A 20,347-nucleotide genomic window follows, 5' to 3' on the forward strand; every position below is an offset into this window, starting at 1 on the left:
ACGGGCGCAGGCACGGGACCGCGCGCCTCCGGAGCCGGACGTGGGAGGGCCGTCGTCGGGTGAAGGAGGAGAGTCGCCGCCCGGGTGTCCGAGGTCTCGTCTGCGTTCCGCCAGGCACTGGACCCCCAGCTCGTAGTCCGGCGTGCCTCGTGGACCGAGCCGTAAGAATGCGTCTGACCTGGGGTTTTCCGGGGCCTGTCGGGACCGGGCGGCGGGCTCTGTGTCGTAGTGGCGGAACCGAGCACGGCACCCTCACCGCGCTCGGGCTCTCGGCATGTTGCACAAATTCCGACGTCGCTGCTTGCCGCGATTGCGCAGAGACGGGTCTCGAACCGTGCTTCAGGATGTGCGATCAGACAAGGCGTGAGCCGGATGAAACATCCAGTTCACCGTGACGACATCGGGAGTCCGCTGTGCTCTGGAGAAAACTGCTCGTCACCCTGACCTCGCTCCTGCTCCTGCTGACGGCTTCTGCCGGCGCGGGAGCGGCAGCGGCGTCCACCGGTTCCCCCGCCGGTGCCAGTGCCGAGGCGGCCGCGGCCGACTACGGCGCTCCCGGCCCCTACGCCACCGCGGTGGAGGTCGGGGCGGTGACCACCCTGTACTACCCGCGTGACATCGCGACCAGCGACCGCCGCCACCCCGTGATCGTGTGGGGAAACGGCACCTTCGCCTTCCCGGTCGTCTACCGCGACCTGTTGCTCCACTGGGCCAGTCAGGGCTTCATCGTCGCCGCCGCCAACACCCCGCAGTCCAACCTCGGCATCTCCATGCGCGCCGGGATCGACCTGCTCACCCGTCGCAACGCCGACCACGGCAGCCCCTTCCACGACCGTGTCGACCTGGAGCACATCGGCGCGTCCGGTCACTCGCAGGGCGGCGCCGCCGCCATCGTCGTCGGCGCGGACCCGCGGATCGATACCATCCTGCCCATCCAGCCCGGGCCGCTCGCCGACATCGACGACGTACACGTACCCGCGCTCCTCCTGGCCGGGCAGAAGGACAGCATCGTCTTCCCCTCCCTGGTCAAGACCTTCTACAACGACGCCGACCACATACCGGCCATCTACGGGGAACTGCGCGGCGCCGATCACCTCACGGTCGTGGGCGACCCCGGCCCGTTCGCCGCGCCCACCACCGCCTGGTTCAAGGCCCACCTGATGGGGGACCAGACGGCGAGGGCGCAGTTCTTCGGGGCCGGCTGCGGGATCTGCACCGACAGCGGCACCTGGTCCGACGTCCGCCGCAACGGCCTCGCGAACCGGTGACCCGCTCCCGGAGATCCCTTCCGCCGTGACCGGCGGCCGTCCCGATCCACGCCGCCCGCCCCTGACGCTCCGGCGACCGGGGGAGGCCGGCCCCCGTTCGCACATGGAAGGACCACATGGACCTCATCGCGACCACCGGGCAGGGCAAGGTCCGAGGCCGTTTCCACAACGGGATCGCCACCTTCCTCGGCATCCCCTACGCCGCCCCGCCCTTCGGCGCCCACCGCTTCCGCGCTCCCGCACCGGTCGAGTCCTGGGAAGGGGTACGAGACGCTCTGGAGTACGGGCCGACCGCCCCCAAACGCCCCTACCGCCCGCCCCTCGACCGGCTGATACCCGATCCGAGCATCGCCGGGGACGACTGTCTCAACCTCAACGTCTGGACCCCATCCGTCGGCGAGGGCCGGCTGCCCGTCATGGTCTGGATCCACGGGGGTTCCCTGCGCAACGGCTCGGCGAACCTGCCGCTCTACGACGGGGGCGCCTTCGCGCGCGACGGGGTGGTCCTCGTCTCCGTCAACTACCGTCTCGGCGTCGAGGGGTTCGGGGTCTTCCCCGACGCCCCCGTCAACCGGGGCCTCCTCGACCAGATCGCAGCCCTGATCTGGGTCCGCGACAACATCTCCGCCTTCGGCGGAGATCCGGCCAACGTCACCGTGTGCGGGGAGTCCGCCGGCGCGATCAGCGTCGCGGCCCTCATGACCAGCCCCGGCGCGGCCGGGCTGTTCCACCGGGCGATCCTGCAGAGCGGCCCGCCGCACACGGTGTCGCGCCGCGAGGGCGCGAAGACCGTACGGTCGATGGCGAAGAGACTGCGGATCCCGGCCACCGCCGAGGCGTTCGCGGCGGTGGACCGAGACCGGCTGCTGGACGCGCAGGCCGCCGTCGTCGACCGGTCCGACCCCATCGGCGGCGGTCCCGGCTTCCACATCGTGGTCGACGGCGACGTGGTGCCCGCCGCCCCGCCCCTTCCCGAGGCCGACCTGCTGCTGGGCTGCAACCGGGAGGAGTACCGGCTGTGGTTCGTACCCGGCGGAACCGTGGACCGGATCAGCCGGCTCACCCTGCGGCTGGCACTGCTGAAGCTCCGTGTCCCGCAACGTGCGGCACGCCTGTACCGAGCCACCCGGCCGCACGCCAAACCCGGTGAGATCCTGGGGGAGATGGCCACCGACCTGCTGCTGCGGGGGCCGCTCAACCGCCTCGCCGACTCCCGGCCCGCCCGCACCTTCGTCTACGAATTCTGCTGGCGCTCGCCCGTGATGGGACTCGGCGCGTGCCATGCGCTGGAACTCGGCTTCGTCTTCGACAACCTGCGCGCCGCCGAGGACCTGACCGGGCCCGGCGCGCCCCAGCCGCTGGCCGACGCCATGCACCGGGCCTGGGTCGCCTTCGCCACTACCGGACAGCCGGGCTGGTCCGGCTGGAACGCGGACCGGCCCGTCATGGTCTTCGACCACCCCGGCACCGGCCCGGTCCTCGCACCCCGGCACGAGGAACTCTGCGTCTGGCTCTGACAGATGACAGGCCGAGCGCTCGCCGACGCCGGCCGTGGTTCATCCGCTTTCCGCTGCTCCTGCGGATCCCTGCCATCCGGTGACCTCGCGGTGATCCGCGGGCCCGGCCAGGTCCCTGGCGACGAGCGCCGCCTGGATCAGCCGCGCCTGCGCGGGAATGGCGAGGTCGAGGCCCGTCAGCGCGCTCACTCGCTGCAACCGGTAGTCCAGGGTGTTGCGGTGGACGCACAGCTCCAACGCCGTCTGGCGGCGGTTGAGCCCCCGCTCCACGAACACGCGCAGCGTCTCAAGCAGGTACGGATGCTCCTCCAAGGGGTCGAGTTTGGCCGCCAGCCGCACCAGGCCGTCCCCGGGGCGCGCGAGCTGGTGCTCCAGCAGCACGTCGTCGAGGCGGTAGCACCCGGGCGGACGTCCCAGGCGCCGGACGAGATCCAGCACGCGGCCGGCCTCGTGCGCCGCCGAGGGGATGGCCGCTGGTACGGAGGAGCGGGCGGCGGCGGCGCGCACGGGTTGCCCCACGTCCTTGCCCAGCCGGGCCACCAGGCCCGGCACGTCGGACCTGCCCGGCAACAAGGCGATCCGAGCGACGTGGTCCATCAGCACAGGGATCCCGGTAAAGGCGTCGAGCGAGGACTGCACCAATCTGCTCGGCGGGTCGGATTCGAACGCGAAGGCAACCACCTCGTGCTCACCCACCACGGCCACCCGCGCCACGCCCGCCAGTTCCTCGTACGGCTGTCCTGCCAGCAGGGCGCCGAGCAGGGCCCGCCGTACGCGCTTGTCCTCGCTGTGGAGGTCCTCCTGGGCGTTCTGGTGGGCGAGGACGACCGCGGGCAGCGCGGCGTGCAGGCAGGCGAGCAGCTTGCCGCCCGCCCCGGCCAGCTCACCGGGCTCCGCGACCTCGGTCAGCGTCTGCCACCACACCTCGGCGCCGATCAGGTAAGCGGCGATCACCGCCTCCAGGGGGACGCGCTCCTCGGCCCGGCGCGCCGACCACTCGATGAGCCGGGTCAGATCGCCCGGCCCGATCGGACCCCCGCCGCCGTCGCGCAGTGCCCTGAGCAACAGCGCGTGCACCGCCGCGATGGACCGCGCCACCTCGCCCTGGAGAGTGGCGCGGGGAAGCGCCCCGTAGAACGGCGCCTCCGCCGCACAGCGCGCGACCACGACGGCCGTGAGGTCACCGACCCGGGCGGCCATCCGGGCGTGCAGGTCCGACATCGGCGCATCGTCACACCGCCCCGGCCGTGCCGTCAATCGGACCCCGGGGTCCGGCGGCGCGGGCCGTGCGTCGGGCGCGTCCCCGAACCGCTCCCGGCCGCCAACTCGTCGACGAAAGAGGCGACGTCACGTGGCACACCCGTAGCATGCGCAACTTGCGTATCACGGGTGTCATCAATCCCCAGGGCCTGGAGTGGCCCCCGTCTGCCACGGCGGCCGTGAAACGACGCCTTACCTATGGGGCCTCTAATATCATTTGACATGCTTTGGCGGACACTGAAGCCCGCTCGGCCGTGCCCGCCGGCCAACGCCCAACACGATGCGATGACATCCACCGCATGGCGAGGGAGTCGAGCATCGAGGAGAGGAACGTTTATGCGCGCCCGGAGCATCGGCGTGGCCGCCGCAACAGCATTGGCGCTGGTGGCCGCCCGTGACCTCATCCAGAAGAAGCACGCACTGCTCCGGAACTTCCCGGTGATCGGGCACGCCCGGTACCTGTTGGAGACGATCGGGCCGGAGCTGCGGCAGTACGTCGTGACCTCCAACGAGGAGGAGCGCCCGTTCAGTCGTGACCAGCGCACCTGGATCTATGCGTCGGCGAAGGAGGAGAACAACTACTTCGGGTTCGGAACCGACGTCGACGTCGAGCACGTGCAGGGGCACGCATACCTGAAGCAGCGCACGTTCGCCGGCACGCTGCCCGACGCGCAGGACCCGCAGGCCCCGCTGCCCTCGGCCAAGGTGCTGGGCGGCCCGCGCGGGCGCGCCAAGGCGTTCCGGCCGGCGAGTGTGGTGAACATCTCGGCGATGAGCTTCGGATCGCTCTCCGGCGCGGCGATCACGGCGCTCAACAAGGGGGCGGCGCTGGCGGGGACGATGCACAATACGGGCGAGGGCGGCCTCTCGCCGTACCACCGCAACGGCGGCGACCTCGTCCTTCAGATCGGTACGGCGTACTTCGGCTGCCGCAACGAGGACGGCAGCTTCAACCTCGACAAGCTCAAGGACGTGGTCGCCGGCGCCCCGGTCAAGGCGATAGAGATCAAGCTCTCCCAGGGCGCCAAGCCAGGGCTGGGCGGGATGCTGCCGGGCTCGAAGGTGACCCCGGAGATCGCCAAGATCCGCGGCATACCGCCCGGCAAGGACTGCGCCTCCCCGTCGCGGCACACCGCGTTCAGCGACGTCGACTCGATGCTCGACTTCGTCGAGCTGCTCGCCACCGAGACCGGTCTGCCGGTCGGGGTCAAGAGCGCGGTGGGGGAGATGGAATTCTGGCAGGAGCTGGCCACGCTGATGGCGCGTGGTGACCGTGGTGTCGACTTCGTGACCATCGACGGCGGCGAGGGCGGCACCGGGGCGGCGCCGCTCATCTTCACCGACTCGGTGTCGCTGCCGTTCCGGATGGGCTTCTCCCGCGTCTACGGAACCTTCGCCGAGCTGGGGCTGACCGACGACCTGACCTTCATCGGCTCCGGCAAGCTCGGCCTGCCCGAGAACGCCGCGGTCGCCTTCGCTCTGGGTGCCGACATGATCAACGTGGCTCGTGAGGCGATGCTGTCGATCGGCTGCATCCAGTCGCAGAAGTGCCACACCGACATGTGCCCCACCGGCGTCGCCACCCAGAACCCGTGGCTGGCCCGCGGCCTCGACCCGACCTCGAAGGCCACCCGGGCCGCTGTCTACCTGCGCACCCTGCGCAAGGAGCTGATGAAGGTCTCGGCGGCCGTCGGCGTCGCCCACCCGGCACTCATCACAGCCACCGACATCGAGATCATGAACGGCGACTACGACGCCCGCACCCTGGCCGGCGTCTACGGCTACAAGGACGGCTGGGGCGAACTCGGTCCGCACCTCGCCGATGAGATCACCGCACTGCTCACCACCAAGCCGACCTCCTTCCAGAAGCCGGCCGTCTGACGCGCCGACAGCGACAAGCACCGCGCTCGCCGCTGGTGGGGCCGGAGCCGGCCGCCCGAATGCCGTTCGCCCTGACGCCTCGTCAGGGCAGGAGGCCGGCAAAGGCCGATCTGCACTGTGCCCGACTGTCCGTACAGATGTCGCCGGCTGCGCAGGACGCCGAGGGGGAGCGAGGACGCCGTGGAGTCCGCTCGGGCGTGGGCCGCCCTGCTCGCATGGCGAACAGGAGCAGGCCCGCCGCGGCGGCTCGCCCGTGAGTCTATGGTCAGGCGGCACCAGGGCGGCAGGCGCCGCCGGGTCAGTGGTTGCGACGGCCCGGTCGCTGCTCGTAGGAGGTGGCCCTGCTGCCGTCGACACCGACCTCCAGGCGACCGACGCGCTCGATCTCCACGACGACGCGGTCTCCGTGGCCGAGCGGTCCGACGCGGGCCGGAGTGCCCGTCGCGATCGTCGCTGACGTCCGCGTTGGCGATCAGCAAGCCGTAGCGAGCCGGAGCGGCCCGGAGCCGAGCTGTTCACACCACTGCGGCAGGTCATCGAGTCGGTCAACGAGACCTTCAAGGGTCAGCTCGACCTGGAACGGCCCCACGACCGCACGCCCGCCGGTATCGCCCGCGTCATGCTGCGCATCGTCACGCTGACCACCGCCCTCTTGGGCAACGGCCGGAGCAGACAGCCCGTCCTGTGCTCACTGACCGCCTACGCCTGCTAACCCTTGGGAGGGATCATTCAGTTGGACGGTGCCAGGGTGCGCAGGACACAGAACTCGTTGCCCTCCGGGTCGGTCATGACCACCCAGCTCCGGCCAGGGCCCTGGCCCACGTCCACCTTGGCGGCGCCAAGGCCGAGCAGCCTGGCCACCTCGTCGTCAGTACTGCCGTCGATCGGGCTGACGTCCAGGTGGAGCCGGTTCTTCACCGTCTTGTCCTCGGGAACCTGGATAAACAGCAGGGTGGGCGGCATCTGGCGGGCCCGGACCTCCTCGACGGTCGGCTCCCAGGAGCCGATCTCGACCTTCCCCTTGCTCCGGTCGATCACCTTGAAGCCCAGGACCGTGCACCAGAAGGCCGCGAGCCGCTCCGGGTCGTGGCAGTCGACAACCAACTCGGTGAACCTACTGGTCATTACTCTCCCAGACAGTGCGGACGGGGGCTCAGCCTACGGGGCCGCGCCATCCGTCCGGCAAGTCCGGGACCACTACGGTCACCAACCCTTGGAGGGGGGTAGTTGAGCGCCCGAACCCGCTCGTCGACGGCCCCGCGTTTCGCTTCTTCGCGAGGCCGTCGCGTTGTCGGGTGGGCTATTTCGCCTTCCGTCGGAGCCGACGGAAGGCGGGCGGAAGCCGCCGCGCCCCGCTCCCCGTCAAGGGCCTCCTGGAGGGGCCTCCACCGGTACCAGGCCCGACGGGCCCTCTTCGATCACGTTCCTGGTGAGGAGCACCTCGATGTCGTCGTCGAAAGCGGTCCGGATGTCCGACCCCAGGCGCAGCCATCCGAAGAACCGGGCGGTTTCCCTGGCCAACTCCTCCCGGCGCATGCCCGGCGACTCCGACAGGACGCCGAGCAGCGCGATCCGGCGCTCCACCGAGGGCACCTGGGAGACCTTGCGGTCGAACTCCCGGCTCGGCGTACGGGCCACCGTCACATCCCGCCCGGGCAGGTCCCAGGCGGTGCCGAAGCGGACCGCCTGCTTCGTACGGCGGAGCTGCGCCAGGGCCTCGCGGACACTGCTCTGTACGACCTGGGTCGCGCGGTCTCGCTGCCATGCGTCGCGGACCCGTCCGATCAGTACTTCTTCCTCGATGGGACCCTCCACCGTGATGATGTGGCGTGCCACCTCGGCCACCACCGGCTGGGCCTCGGGCTCGTGGAGGCCGATGCCCGGAAGGCCAGCGCCCGCGGACAGGGAGACCTTCAGGCCGCACAAGTCCTCCCAGCTCAGAGCGCGGTACGGCCGACTCCATCCGGAACGGTCGGACTCGGCGACCGGGACGATCGCCAGTCCTGTCGGTGCCTCTTCGGGCGCGGGGACCGGCGTGGGCTCCGGTGCGGATGCGTACGGATCCGCTGAGCAGGCCGTCTCGACGGCCTCGAGCAACCGCCGCTGTGCCTCCTTGCGGTTGCGGTACCAGTCGGTTCCCCAGATCCGGTGCAGTGTCCACCCCAGGCCACGCAGGATTTCCTCACGCAGCCGGTCACGGTCACGGGCCGCGCGGGAGGAGTGGTACATCGCTCCGTCACACTCGATCCCGAGGGCGTACGAGCCGGGAGCCTTCGGATGCCGGACCGCCATGTCGATTCGGTAGCTTGCCACGCCCACCTGGGGCTGTACGTCGTAGCCCTCGCGGCGCAGGGTGTCGAGCACGTCCTCCTCGAACGGACTCTCCGGTGCCGCGTCCGCGTCGGGTGCCGCGGTGGTCAGGACCGCGGGGCCCTGTTCCGCGTACTGCAGGTAGCGCTTGAGGTGCTGCACGCTCTTGTTCGCACTGTCCGGCAGGTCCGCGCCATGGAAGGACGCCACGACCTCCACCCGATGGCGTGCCCGGGTCACGGCCACGTTCAGCCGCCGCCAGCCGCCCTCGCGGTTGATCGGACCGAATGCGGCGCGCAGCCTGCCCTGGGCGTCGGGGCCGTAACCGATCGACAGGACGATCACATCACGTTCATCGCCCTGCACCGTCTCCAGATTCTTCACGAAGAAGCCGCCCAGACGGTCTTCGGTGAAGTACTCGTCCAGATCGGGACGGGTCCTGCGCGCATGCGCGACCGCGTCCTCGACGGCCTCCGCCTGCGCCTTCGAAAGCGTGACGACCCCGAGGGTCAGATGGGGCCGCGTCGAGTAGTGGTGGATGACCCGCTCGGCCACCAGCTCGGCCTCGCGGACGTTGTCGCGCCGGTTGCTGCGGTCGTACACACCGTCGGCCTTGTAGAAGGCGACACCCACGTCATGGCCGCGGGTGATCGCGCCGGGAAACACGACCATGGAGTTCTCGTAGAACTCGCGATTGCTGAAGGCGATCAGATTCTCGTGGCGGCTCCGGTAGTGCCAGCGCAGCGACAGCTCGCGCAGCACCCCACTGGTCGTGCAGGCGTCCAGGATGGACTCGAAGGAGTCGGGCGCCTCCTCGTCCCACTCGTCGTCATCGTCCGCGTCGTCGCCGGCGCTGAAGAACGATGTGGGCGGGAGCTGTTTGGGGTCGCCTGCCACGATCAGGGCGTCACCGCGGTACACGGCGTTCACGGCATCCTGAGGAAGAACCTGGGACGCCTCGTCGAAGATCACCACGTCGAAGCGGAAGTCGGCCGGAAGGTGCTGGCTGACCGTCAGCGGGCTCATCATGAAACACGGTTTGAGCCGCTGCACGACATCCCGAGTCTCGTCGAGGAGCCGACGTACCGGCATGTGTCTTTTCTGCAACTTGGCCTGACGGCTCAGGACCGCGGCCTGTCCCGCCGTCGCCCTGCGCGGACGTCGTTCGTTGCATGCCGCGATCACCGTCGCGTGCGCCGCCTGTACCAGCCCGCGGTCGAGTTCTCGGTAACGCTCCACCAACCGGTCCCGGTCAGCGGCGCGCGTCACCGAGAGCCGGCTGTCGGTCGCCAACTGGTGCTCCACCCAGGCGCGCAGCACAGCGCGTTCCACGACCACGGGGAACAGGTCCGCCGCGACCGCGCGGTCCGCAAGCTGATCCGGCAGTTCTTCCAGCCCGTGCTTGCCGAGCACATCGCGGGCCCTGGCGGCCCGGATCCAGGCCTCCGGGCCGTACGGGTCGCGGGACATGCGGTCGAGGAGTGTCTCGACGGACGGGAAGTCCGCCTCCAGTTCCGCCTTGATGGAGGCGGCCCGGGGCGGCGCGAAGTGGTCGACGAGCACCTTTGCCCGCTCCAGCCAGTCGCGATTGCGGCGCTTCACCGACGTGTCGGGCGCCGCGTCCAGCAGCAGACGTGCGGCCTCGGGGGGCAGGGGACCCGCGGAGCCGGTACCGGAAGCGACGCGACGGGCATTGAGGGCCCAGTCCAGGGCACTGTGGATGGTTTCCGGGACGGTGTGGATTCCCTCGTACAGGTCACCGATCAGGCGGCGGTGCTCCGCTTCGCCCTTCAGGTATTCCTCCTCGGCGGCGCGCGCCGCGACGACGGCCGTCACGGCGGAGCGCGCTTCGCCGAGTGTCAGCCGATCGGCCGCTCCTTCCGAGGTGTCAGTTGCGCGAGCTACCGAGTGGACCAACGAAGCGGCTTCGTCAAGGGGTTCCAGGTGTGCGCGCAGCCAGGCCGTGCACTCGGGGAGGGAGCGGGCCCGCAGACCGGAGGCGGCGGGGGCCAGGGCGGGCGAGTCCGTGAAGGTCTCCCAGTCGGCGCACTGTTCCCGCAGGCGGGCGGCCGTCTCGAGCAACCTCGGAACGGCGGGCTGCCCGGATGCGAGGGCGCGGGCGACCCCGCCCCGCGGTGCCGGGTTCGCCAGGACCGGGCCGGCCAGCCGGTGCGCCTTCGCCGCGACGGCGAGCGACGCTGCCAGGGCCGCCGTGCGAGGCCGGCCGGCCGGTGCGTACTCGCCCAGGAGCTCGACGGGCCCGGGAGGATTCGTATCCGCCCGGGAACCGCCGTCTGCGACCGACTGCCGCCGGGCCCGGCACAGCAGTTCGTCCTCCACCGCTGTGCCGGGGGCGTCCTGAAGCCGCTCGTCGAGCCGGGTGTCCAGCCCCGCGTACCAGGTTCCCAGCAGGTCCCGGTCCCGGGTTTCGTGGGCCAAGAACGCGGCGTCCTCGTGCTGCGCCGCGCGCGCCGCCGCAAGAGCCGCACGCGCGGAGGCGAGAGTGTGCGCCGTTCCCCCGGCGAACTCCCGGCGCCCCATGGACTGGACGGCGTCGATGAGCCGTACGGCGTCTTCCAGCGCCGGAACATGGGCGCGCAACCATGCCGAGGCCGCGGCCGGAGCGAGGTGGGCCGGAGGCGTGCGGAGCCCGCGCAGCCGCGGTTCCTGCAGAGCCGACGCCCACGTACCGAGATCGTCCTCCAATCGTTCACCCCACTCGATGAGAGCGGGTGAGGTGGTGGATCCCTCGGCCAGTTGCGCGACCAGACAGCGGCGCCGGGCCGGATCGGCCAACACGGTCGGGGCGAGGCGGTGGGCGTCCTCGGCCTGGCGCAGCGCGGCGGCCAACGCGTCACAGTCGGGCAGGCCGTCACCGGCATAGGCACCGAGGAGGTCGGCATGCTCGGTCATCACGGTCCGTACGGACTGATGCGCCTGCTGCCAGGCCGTTGCCTTGGTCAGCTCTTCCATCAGCTCGCTCTTCCACGACCCGTTCGCGCTGATACCGCCGACGAGCTTCCGGTCGGCCCGGACTCGGGGGGACAGGCCCGCCGTCAAGCGTCGGCCCTTCTCCGAGAGACGGTTCACCGCGTCGGTCAGTCCCGCGGTACGGGGCGTGTCGGGACCGAACACGGCCTGAGCCTCCCGCCTGCACGTATCGAGGACACCCATGAGGCGGTGCAATTCGTCCACGACCTGGCGTACACGCGGCAGTACCGCCGGATCGAACCATGCGCCGGGTGCCCGGTGACCGACGGTGGCCAGTGCGGCGAGTTCCGTCAGGGACTGCGCCCCGGCCGCGTCGTCCGGCGACTCGCACCCCAGCAGGTCCGACGCGTCCACCGCGCACTTCGCGGTGGACTCCAACATGTCGGCGAGAACGCCCCAGCGGGACGCGAGCGACTCTGCCTCGTCCCGGCCGAGGCCCGTGAGATCGACACCTGGCGGTTGCAGGGCGGCGACCGCTCGCTCAGCGGCTTCCGGCTGCTGCGGCAGCTGGGAGGGCATGTCCGCCCAACCCGGCCCCGCATGTTCCCGTGCGGTTGTTCGGGCCGCCACGGTACGGTGGCGGCGAGCCTCGAACTCTTCCACCGCGGCTGCCACGACATCGAGTGCCGCCTTTTGCGCGGCGGCGAAGTCCTCCGGCGCGAACCACGCCTTGAGCGGGCGATGCGGCACATCCGACAGGTTTGCCAGGTCGCACAGGTCCATGGCCTCGGTCAGTGAGCGCGGTTCATCGACGCCCAGGAGCCGCGTGAGCTCGCCAGCCGATGCGGTGGTTTTCGTGAGCAGGTCGGCTGCCTCGCTGAAGTCGACGTACATAGCCCGGGCCTGACGTTCAGTCAGATGCGCCAACCGCAGACCTCGCGGCTCAAGGGCAGCCAGCGCTTCTTCCACCGTGGGTGGTTGGGGGCGAAGCCTCGGGGAGATCTCCTGCCAGCGGACACCCACCAGGTCCCGCGCGGTCTGCTGGGAACGTCGCACGTGACGCAGCAGGTTCAGGAAGGACTCGACCGGATCGGTGATGGCGAGGGCGACGTCCGCGTCGGTCAGCCACGACGGAGGCACGGGCTGCCGTGCGTCCAGTAGGTCGAGCAGCCGGACGAGCCGGTCCACCTGGTGCGACGTGGTGAAGGGTGCGCCCGCTGTGTTCAGATCCTGGTAGCCGTCGAGGGCGGACAAAAGAGCTGTCAGGGCCGTGCGTGCCTCTTCGAGAGCCGGACCGGGGTAGGGCCGGTCCGTACGCAGGCCGCGCCACGGAAAGTCGGGTTCGGCCACCGCCTGCCATGCCTCGCCGATGTCCTTGGCGGCTGTGAGCACGTTGTCCATGTCGGCTGAGGAAAGGGATGAAGCATCGAACTGCCGGGACGTGTCGTCACCGGAGGTGGAGAGGTAGGCGACAGGGGCGTCATCGAGCCGGCCAACCCGTCCGATCACATCGTGCAAGGTGCGTCCCAGGGGCTGACGTACCTCGTTCATCGCGGTGGCGTAGGCGGACAGCGCCTCGCGGTCGAGCTGTGCCTGGATCCGCTCCCGGTCGGGAAGCCCGGACGCCTGTGGTTGCTCGGACAACGCGCGGCCCAGCTCCTGCGCCACGGCCTTGCGGCTGGTGTTGCGGCTGTGCAGGGCGAAGGCGTACGAGTCCAGTCCCACCGACTTCAGGCGTTGCAGCACGATGTCGAGCGCCGCTGCCTTCTCACTGACGAAGAGCACGCTTCGGCCCGCATGCATCAACCCGGCGATGATGTTGGTGATGGTCTGGCTCTTGCCCGTTCCCGGAGGACCGTTGAGCACGAAGGACCTGCCGGCCACGGCGGCGGCGATGGCCTGCCGCTGCGAGGTGTCCGCGTCCAGGACCAACGGCGTGTCCTCCGGAGGGGCCAGCTCGTCGACCCGCTGCGACGGCACTTCCTCGAAGTCGAAGCGGTCGGAGGCCACCGCGTTCCCGGCGCCCAAGGCCACCGCGCGTACCAGATCGCTTGAGAGAAGCCGGCTCTCGTTCTCCAGCAGGTCCTGGTGCATCGACTCCTTGTGAGAGGCGAAGAGCGCCATGACGGCCCGCTCTTCCACCTTCCACAGGGACTTGCCGACCACGGCCTTGCGCACGGCTTCGATCACCGCGTCCACGTCGCGGCAGTCGGTCTCCGCGACAGGTGCCCAGTCGATGCCGAACTGTTCCAGCCTGATGGGCAGTGCGGGATTGAGTTGTGGATCCTCGTCTTTGTTCGCCTGGAGCAGCACTTGCCCGGTGGACGTGCGTACGAGTTCCACCGGGAAGAGGATCAGTGGTGCCTGACTACTTGTGGAGGCCCCGTCCTCACGCCAGTGCAGGATGCCGATGCCGAGCTGAAGCGTCCACAACCCGTAGTCGTTGAACACCTGCGTCGCTTTGGAACGGAGGGTGCGTAACGCCCTCTGCAAGGCTGGGGCTGTGGTCTTCTGCGTGACGATCTCGTGCTCCCCGGGCGCAGGGAGTGCCAACTGCTCTTCTTCCGCAGGAAGTTCGTCCGGCAGTGCGGCGAAGTGTAATGAGCGGTTGTCGAGTTGGCTCATCAGAACCGACGGTGACGGGGCCGACAGCTCAAGCGTCGCGGTGCGGGTATGCCGGAAGTTCAACAGCCTGTTGCGCCCGCTGAGATCCACGAGCGACCTGCGCCAACCCGACAGGACCTTCTTGAGGCGTTCCAGATCGCTACTGCCCCCGAATTCACCCGGAATAGTTGTCACGCTTGGTCGTCCCTGCTCTCACGTTGCGTTGTCGGGGCCTGGAAGGAAGCATCGACGTCTTCGCTGGGGCGTGGCTGCACGAACGACCGCATGTTTCCCCGAGCAGTCCCCCTGCGCACGACACGTTCGTCTCATCGTCCTGCCCCCCACGGACAGACGGATTCTAGGGTGACGGTGTGGAAATCAGAAGCGGACCATGAGCCTGCCGTGACCACTCCATCACCATCTGACGCGTCGGCCGTTCGGTTGGAAGCCAGGGTGATAGATCCGTCCAGGCACACCAGCCCGCTTTCGTGAGTCGTTACGACTGCTTCGACTGCTGTACCGCCGGGTACTGGTGCCCCGGTTGCAGAACACGAACCTGCCGACTGGTAGGTGCTGCTCCAGGGGCGGTCGTCGATCACGTTTTGTGACCGTTGCTGCGCGTATGAAGTTCGCTTTCGGGCGGACGAAGACAACTGTCCAGACGCCTGTGGTCTTGCTCCAGCCACGTGGTGTGCTGTGCTGCTCGTACCGTGAGGGTGTGGCAGGGCGCCGGGCGCCGGCGGCTTCAGCCGACGAGGGTTCCCTGGTGGAAGTACATCCGCCAGCCCGTCTCCGTCAGGCGCCAGAGGGAGCTTCGCCATGCCCGACGACCCTGGTCGTCGGTGAAGTACGTCAGGTGGACGAGGCCCGGGGCAAGGACCGTCCCCGACATGTCGCTGACCTCGGCAGGGGACTTTGGGGATACGGTGTCGCCACTCGTGACCGCGAGGATCGACTCCGCGTCCCATCGGCGTCCGGAAGCGCCGATCTCGTGGAACTCCGGGTCCAGAAGCTCCAGGACACGGTCGGGGACAGCACGCACCGCGGGGTCGAGAAGCCGCATCTCGCCGTCGATGGCCGCTTGGATGAACCGCTCGCTCTCATCCGTCATGAGGGAACCCTACGCCTGTCGGCCCTCGGACGAGACCGCCCCGGACGGTCAGAAGGAGCCCGAACCACGAGGCCATCAACCCACCGCTCGACCGGCACCCTCCCCGTCCTCGGCCGGATGACGTGGTCGTACCCTGCAAGTGATCACCCCGTCACCGGACGCAGGAGGCCAGTTGCACACCTCGGACGTTCCCCCGGCCGGCTACTTCGAGCGCATCGACGCACGGACCTACCGGCCCACCGTCCACGCCGGTGGCGCCTGGCAGTCGGACGAACAGCACTTCAGCCCACTCGGCGGGCTGGTCGTCCATGCCATCGAGCGCTTCCTGGCCGCTCGCGAACGCACGGGGCCGGAACTGCACCTGAGCCGCGTCAGCTACGACATCCTCGGCCGTATCGCCCTCGACGACACCGAGATCCACGTCGAGACGATCCGCCCCGGCCGCACCATCGAGCTGGTCGAGGCCACCGTGGTCATCGCGGGGCGGTCCACGGTGCGCGCCCGCGCCTGGCTGCTCGCGGCGGGCGACACCGCCTCCGTCGCCGGAGGCGAGGCCGAGGCGCTTCCCGATCCCGACGGGGTGGACCCCTGGCCGATGGCCTCGCTCTGGCCCGGCGGGTTCATCGCGTCGCTCGACGCACGGGCCGTCGATCCGCCGCAGCCCGGCCGGGCCAGGACCTGGGTGTCGACCGGCACGCCCCTCGTAACCGGTGAGACGGCGAGTCCGCTGGCGTCCTACGTGGGCCTCGTCGACACCGCCAATGGTGTCGCGGTACGTCAGCCGCCCGGGAAGTGGATGTTCCCGAACGTCGATCTGACCATTCATCTGCATCGCCAACCACGGGGCGGCTGGGTCGGTCTGGACACCTCCGTCGTCTTCGGCGCCGAGGGGCACGGCCTCACCAGTACCGTCCTCCACGACGTCCACGGACCCGTCGGACAGGCCCAGCAGATACTCACCGTGAGGCCGTTGGAAACCCCCTGAGGGATGTGACGCGCGAGGAGGGTTTCCTCTCGGCGGCGCGTCCACGGGCTACGCGAGGAAGCCCTCGTGAGGAGTGGCCTTGCGGCGAGCAGTGCGGCGGCCGTCTCCGGGTGCGGGCCCGCTCCGCGTCCATTCGAGCGGGGAGCGGCCCGTACCGTGATCCTCGCGGAGATCGGGATCGGCGCCGTGGGCAAGGAGTTCGCGCACCGCTTCGGTGTGACCCCAGTACTCGGCCGCGCACAGCGGTGTGCCCTCCGTGAGGTAGCCGCTCTCCTCGTCGGGCGGCGCTCCGGCCGCCGGCAGACGACGGTTGATGTCGGCGTTTGCTTGAACAGCCGCCGCTTACAGAGGGGTTGTGCCGTAGAAATCGACCGCCTCCGGCCGGGCTCCCCTGCGCAGGCGTGCGTCCACGTCGGTGGCGGCACCGAACGCGCCGGCCGCGACGAGGTGTTGCGACAGTTTCTTCTGCTTTGTGCGGTTCATGGTCGCCGAGGGTAGGCCCTGCCTTCGAACTCCCGGGTCTCCAGAGTGAGGCGGGCCAGTTCGTCGAAGCCGACGCCGTCGAAGTTGCCGATGCCAGTGGCGAGGCGGTTCTTCAGCGGGGCGGTCCAGCGTTCGCCGAGCGAGTCAGGGTCGCCCGCCAGCAGGCCGGTGAGCGAACCGGCCGTCGCGCCGTTGGAGTCCGTGTCCCAACCGCCGGACACGGCACGGCAGATGGCACCCGCGAAGTCCCCGTCCGCGTGGGTGAGAGCGGCTGCGAGCAGGGCCGCGTTCGGCAGCACGTGCACCCAGTGGTGGTCGGCGGCATAGCGGGCGTGCAGTGTGTCGACGACCCGCTCGAAGCCGGCCGGGGTGCCGGTGGGTTCCGCCCGGGCGGTGTCGACGCCGAAGCGGATCGCCTGTGCGTAGCGGGAGTTCGGCGGGATGTGGGCCAGGGCGACGGTGAGGGTTTCGTGGACCGTGGTGGGGGCGGGTCCGGCTGCGTGCGCGATGGCCGCCGCCACGAACATCGCGCCGTAGACACCGTTCGCCGTGTGTGACAGCACCGCGTCGCGGCGGGCGAGTTCGGCGGCCCGTGCGGGAGCGCCCGGGTTCGTCCAGCCGAAGACGTCAGCCCTGATCTGCGCGCCGATCCACTCGCGGAACGGGTTGCGGTACGTGGCCGTCAGCGGGGGCTCCAGCCCGGCCAGCAGGTTGCGGTAGGCGACGCGCTCCGCGGTGAACGTGCGTCCGGCGGGTAATTCGTCCAGCCACAGTCGCGCCACGTCGTCCGTGGTGAAGCCGTGGCCGTGGCGTCGGAGCAGCAACAGGTTGAGAAGCGGGTAGTTGAGGTCGTCGTCCTCCGGCATGCCGTCGATGTTCTCGGCCAGGGAAGTGGGGCGGGACCTGCGGTTCCACGGGTACGCCGCCGCGATCCGCGGATCCAGGCGCCGCTCGGTGAACCAGGTGCGCAGGGGCCAGTTGCCGGTGGACCGGCCGATGGCGCGGATGCCGGGGAGCGGAATCTTCTCCACGGGTTTGCCCAGCAGACATCCGATGGCCCTGCCCAGCCAGGCCGCGTGCAGCCGGTCGAGCTCTGTGCGTTGTGCGGTGGCTGCCGCACCCGTGCCGACCTCCGTACGCGATGCGGATTCTGGACGCGGAGCCGGTTCCGTACGTGGTGCGGGTTGTGTGCGTGGGGATGGTTCCGCGTGTGGGGACGGTTCCGCACGCCGTGCGGGTCTTGTGCGCGGAACCGGTTCCGTACCTGGTGCGGGCTCCGTGTGCGGGAACGGTTCCGTGCGTCGGGGATTGCCCGGGCCCGGGGTGACGGTGATGACCGGGCCGGGTGTGGGCTCCGTCGCTGCCAGGGGAGTCGGAAGCAGTGCGAGTTCGTCCAGCAACTCCTCGGCGAGCGCGCGCAGTCCGGGTGGCCCCGGTCGGGCGGAGGCGCCGTCCCGGCCGGGCGCCGGATGGCCGCCCGCCGCGGCCCAGCGGCGTACGATTCCGGTCGCGTCCCTGCCGTCCTGCGCGGCCTGGCGCAGCTCGTGCCCGAGCAGGTCCTCGGGCTGGACCCAGGTCAGTCGCAGCATCGGTGGCCCGCGATCACCGAGAAGGCGGCCTCGTGGGCGCGGCGCCGTTCCAGGTCGAGAGCGTGCACCTCGCGGGCGACGCTGGCCAGGGACGCCGCCGGGGCGCGCAGATCCAGTCGGCTGGCCCGGGCGACCTCGGTGCTCCACTCGCGGGGCACCGCGCTCTCGCCGTGCAGGGCACCGACGATCGCACCGCTCATCGTGGCGATCGAATCGCAGTCGCGACCGTAGTTGACCGAGCCGAGCACGGCGTGCCGGAAGTCTCCGCTGCCCACCAGCACCATGCCCAGGGCGACGGGGAGTTCTTCGATGGAGTGCAGACGCGAGGGGCGACGAGCCCCCAGCGACGGCTTGCGGTAGTCCGGTCCGACCGTGTCGAAGGGGGCCACTGCCTGCCTCAGCGGTACGAGCGCATCCTCGAAGTCGTCATAACGGGCGGCGACTTCGCACACCGCCTCGATGGCCGCCCTCGTGCCGTCCTTCGCCAGTCCGAGGGCGTCCTCGACGACGGACACGGGGGTGGCGTCCGGTTTGAACGCGGCGGCCACCGCCGCCGCCAGGACCCCCGCCGCCTCGCGCCCGTAGGACGACTGGTGCGCGCCCGCCACGTCCAGCGCCTCCTGGTACGCCGCGAGCGGGTTGCCCGCGTTGACCACGCCGACGGGAGCCATGTACATCGCCGCACCGCAGTTGACGATGTTGCCGACGCCCGCCTCGCGCGGGTCGACGTGCCCGTAGTGGATGCGTGCGACGATCCACTTCTCCGCGAGGAAGATCCGCTGGAGCGGCAGCGCCTCCGCCTCCAGTTCCGGGATCCAGCGGGCGTTGGTGATCAGGTCGGGGACCAGGTGGTCGGCGACGGCGTAGGCGTCGAGGTGGTCGCGCACCTTCTCGTAGACGCGGATCAGCGCGTGCGTCATCAAGGTGTCGTCGGTGACGTGGCCGTCGCCCTTGTGGTACGGCGCGAGGGGGCGAGCGGTCCGCCACTCGTCCTTGTGGAACGGTTCCACGATGCCGCGCACCCGGCCGCCGTGCCGTTCGACGATGGCTTCCGGGGCCCAGCCCTCGACCGGGCCGCCGAGCGCGTCGCCCACGGCGGCGCCGACGAGCGTGCCGGTGGTGCGGTCCTCCAGGTTCGTGACGGTTCGCTTCGTATCGGTCCGAGGAGTCATACCGGTTCCTTCCGGGTGCGGGGGAGGGAAGAGGAGGAAGGGGGAGGAAGGGGGAGGCGGGGGGGGGGGAGCACGCCGTGAGTGGCGGAGCGGGCGGCGCTGGAACGGGTCGGCGTTGAAACGGGTCGGCGTCGAAACGGGTCGGCGTCGAAACGGGTCGGCGTCGAAACGGGGCGAGTCGTTCTCGTTTCCGGTCGCCTCCCGACCGGCCCATGCCGTGCACCGGCATCGGCGGCGGTCGAGGCCACGGTCGCCGTTGTCGGCCGGGTGGTCGTGGATGTCGGCGTCCACGTCACTGCCTGGTTCGGAACAATCACTCGGGCGGGTGATCGGCCTGTGCGGAGTACCGGTTGCTTCCACGCCCCCAGGCATGCTTTGAACCGGATGCCGATCACACTGCACCCGCCGACCCGCTACAGGGCCGGTTACGGCGAAGCGGCCATCGCAACGGGTGATCCGACGTACGGCGAGGCGCGCGGGACGGTGCACACTGCCGACCCGGCTGTCCCGTACCGGAGCCCGCCTGTTTCGTACAGGACGGCTGCCGCGTACCGGACACCGGTCCGCTGACCGGGCGGTCAGCCGCACGAGAGGTCCGAGCACGGGCGGTCGTCGGCTGAAGGGACGCGGCCCGCTCGGTCCGTACGTCGCTGCCGCGCGTCCACTGCCGCAGCTCCGCGTACGAGCGGTACTGGACCCGGGCGGCCGAGGCGACATGGGGAGTTGACGGTGAGGTTGTCACCCGTGTGCTCGACCGAACCGTCCGGGCTCCGAAGGTTAGAAACCTTGTTCGTCCGTCCAGGCATCACATGTCCCGCATCACACGTCCCGCACCCCGTGTTACGCGTCAGGGGGCGGGCGCGTACCCCGTGTCACGCGTCAGGGGGCGGGCGCGCGTCACGCATCATGGATCAGTAACGATGCGATGAACCTTCCGCCCCGCCGCAACCAGGGCCGCGGCAGGCAACGTTTGCCCGTCAAGGAGCGCGTGCGGTGCGTGCTCTCGGTGTGCCGGCCGCAAGCCCTCGTACTGGACGTACGTGCGTTGTCGGCCGGTGCGGCGAGGAAGGGGTCTCCCCTGCTCGAGCGAAGCCGAGAGCTCGGGGAAGTGCCGGGCGTCGCGACGGGGCGAACGCTGCCCGATGCGGCACTAGTGTTCCTACGAGGGGAATGCTGGAACCGGCACCGGCCGGACCGGCCGAACCGCCGAGGCGGCGCAGTAGATGAGGGGGAGAC

At 70.2% G+C, this 20,347-nt stretch carries 12 protein-coding genes; 4 read left to right on the plus strand and 8 right to left on the minus strand.

The annotated features are described in order from the left end of the window. Nucleotides 1-413 precede the first annotated feature (413 nt). Together ACGF2V_RS04615 and ACGF2V_RS04620 are read left to right on the plus strand one after the other, a co-directional pair. On the plus strand, nt 414-1,268 hold the full coding sequence (locus ACGF2V_RS04615) for an acetylxylan esterase (protein WP_362617738.1): 855 nt from the start codon (nt 414-416) through the stop codon (nt 1,266-1,268). Nucleotides 1,269-1,384: 116 nt separating this feature from the next. Further along, complete coding sequence (locus tag ACGF2V_RS04620; protein ID WP_362705633.1) at nt 1,385-2,785, plus strand: carboxylesterase family protein; 1,401 nt, start codon at nt 1,385-1,387, stop codon at nt 2,783-2,785. A gap of 39 nt (nt 2,786-2,824) precedes the next feature. On the opposite strand, the gene ACGF2V_RS04625 is transcribed toward ACGF2V_RS04620, so the two are convergent. Next, nucleotides 2,825-4,006 (minus strand): helix-turn-helix domain-containing protein, encoded by a 1,182-nt coding sequence (locus ACGF2V_RS04625; RefSeq protein ID WP_362705630.1) that lies wholly within the window; start codon nt 4,004-4,006, stop codon nt 2,825-2,827. Between the two features lie 375 nt (nt 4,007-4,381). Here ACGF2V_RS04625 and ACGF2V_RS04630 point away from each other — a divergent pair, with 375 nt between their 5' ends. Then, nucleotides 4,382-5,926 carry an FMN-binding glutamate synthase family protein gene (locus ACGF2V_RS04630; protein WP_362617730.1) on the plus strand — a complete coding sequence of 515 codons (1,545 nt, stop codon included), beginning with the start codon at nt 4,382-4,384 and terminating at the stop codon, nt 5,924-5,926. Between the two features lie 729 nt (nt 5,927-6,655). Here ACGF2V_RS04630 and ACGF2V_RS04635 read toward each other — a convergent pair. From ACGF2V_RS04635 to ACGF2V_RS04645, 3 genes are all read right to left on the minus strand, one after another. After that, nucleotides 6,656-7,051 carry a VOC family protein gene (locus tag ACGF2V_RS04635; protein ID WP_362705628.1) on the minus strand — a complete coding sequence of 132 codons (396 nt, stop codon included), beginning with the start codon at nt 7,049-7,051 and terminating at the stop codon, nt 6,656-6,658. Nucleotides 7,052-7,288: 237 nt separating this feature from the next. Then, entirely contained in the window at nt 7,289-13,966 is a 6,678-nt protein-coding gene (locus tag ACGF2V_RS04640; protein WP_362705626.1) for a DUF3320 domain-containing protein, read from the minus strand. A 550-nt stretch (nt 13,967-14,516) separates the two neighbouring features. Continuing rightward, nucleotides 14,517-14,882: a DUF4440 domain-containing protein gene (locus tag ACGF2V_RS04645; protein ID WP_362617723.1), complete on the minus strand. Its 366-nt coding sequence runs from the start codon at nt 14,880-14,882 to the stop codon at nt 14,517-14,519. Nucleotides 14,883-15,054: 172 nt separating this feature from the next. Here ACGF2V_RS04645 and ACGF2V_RS04650 point away from each other — a divergent pair, with 172 nt between their 5' ends. Next, nucleotides 15,055-15,867 carry a thioesterase family protein gene (locus ACGF2V_RS04650; RefSeq protein ID WP_362705623.1) on the plus strand — a complete coding sequence of 271 codons (813 nt, stop codon included), beginning with the start codon at nt 15,055-15,057 and terminating at the stop codon, nt 15,865-15,867. Nucleotides 15,868-15,915: 48 nt separating this feature from the next. Here ACGF2V_RS04650 and ACGF2V_RS04655 read toward each other — a convergent pair whose 3' ends face one another. The 4 genes from ACGF2V_RS04655 to ACGF2V_RS04670 are packed head-to-tail and all read right to left on the minus strand — an operon-like array spanning nt 15,916 to nt 19,111. Further along, complete coding sequence (locus tag ACGF2V_RS04655; protein WP_392910868.1) at nt 15,916-16,182, minus strand: hypothetical protein; 267 nt, start codon at nt 16,180-16,182, stop codon at nt 15,916-15,918. 27 nt (nt 16,183-16,209) lie between these two features. After that, nucleotides 16,210-16,350 carry a hypothetical protein gene (locus ACGF2V_RS04660; protein WP_362705621.1) on the minus strand — a complete coding sequence of 47 codons (141 nt, stop codon included), beginning with the start codon at nt 16,348-16,350 and terminating at the stop codon, nt 16,210-16,212. Continuing rightward, nucleotides 16,347-17,939, minus strand: coding sequence for an ADP-ribosylglycohydrolase family protein (locus tag ACGF2V_RS04665; RefSeq protein ID WP_362705619.1), 1,593 nt, complete (start codon nt 17,937-17,939; stop codon nt 16,347-16,349). Before ACGF2V_RS04665 ends, ACGF2V_RS04660 begins: the two co-directional genes overlap by 4 nt. After that, nucleotides 17,927-19,111 (minus strand): ADP-ribosylglycohydrolase family protein, encoded by a 1,185-nt coding sequence (locus tag ACGF2V_RS04670; protein WP_362705617.1) that lies wholly within the window; start codon nt 19,109-19,111, stop codon nt 17,927-17,929. Before ACGF2V_RS04670 ends, ACGF2V_RS04665 begins: the two co-directional genes overlap by 13 nt. Nucleotides 19,112-20,347 lie beyond the last annotated feature (1,236 nt).

The organism is Streptomyces sp. NPDC047982 (genome assembly GCF_043204165.1).
Lineage (GTDB): Bacteria > Actinomycetota > Actinomycetes > Streptomycetales > Streptomycetaceae > Streptomyces.

Excerpts from the sequence above, each read along its gene's own strand:
- ACGF2V_RS04620 (WP_362705633.1), top strand. The coding sequence starts at position 1,385 with ATGGACCTCATCGCGACCACCGGGCAGGGCAAGGTCCGAGGCCGTTTC.
- ACGF2V_RS04625 (WP_362705630.1), bottom strand. The coding sequence starts at position 4,006 with ATGTCGGACCTGCACGCCCGGATGGCCGCCCGGGTCGGTGACCTCACG.
- ACGF2V_RS04630 (WP_362617730.1), top strand. The coding sequence starts at position 4,382 with ATGCGCGCCCGGAGCATCGGCGTGGCCGCCGCAACAGCATTGGCGCTG.
- ACGF2V_RS04635 (WP_362705628.1), bottom strand. The coding sequence starts at position 7,051 with ATGACCAGTAGGTTCACCGAGTTGGTTGTCGACTGCCACGACCCGGAG.
- ACGF2V_RS04645 (WP_362617723.1), bottom strand. The coding sequence starts at position 14,882 with ATGACGGATGAGAGCGAGCGGTTCATCCAAGCGGCCATCGACGGCGAG.
- ACGF2V_RS04660 (WP_362705621.1), bottom strand. The coding sequence starts at position 16,350 with ATGAACCGCACAAAGCAGAAGAAACTGTCGCAACACCTCGTCGCGGCC.
- ACGF2V_RS04665 (WP_362705619.1), bottom strand. The coding sequence starts at position 17,939 with ATGCTGCGACTGACCTGGGTCCAGCCCGAGGACCTGCTCGGGCACGAG.
- ACGF2V_RS04670 (WP_362705617.1), bottom strand. The coding sequence starts at position 19,111 with ATGACTCCTCGGACCGATACGAAGCGAACCGTCACGAACCTGGAGGAC.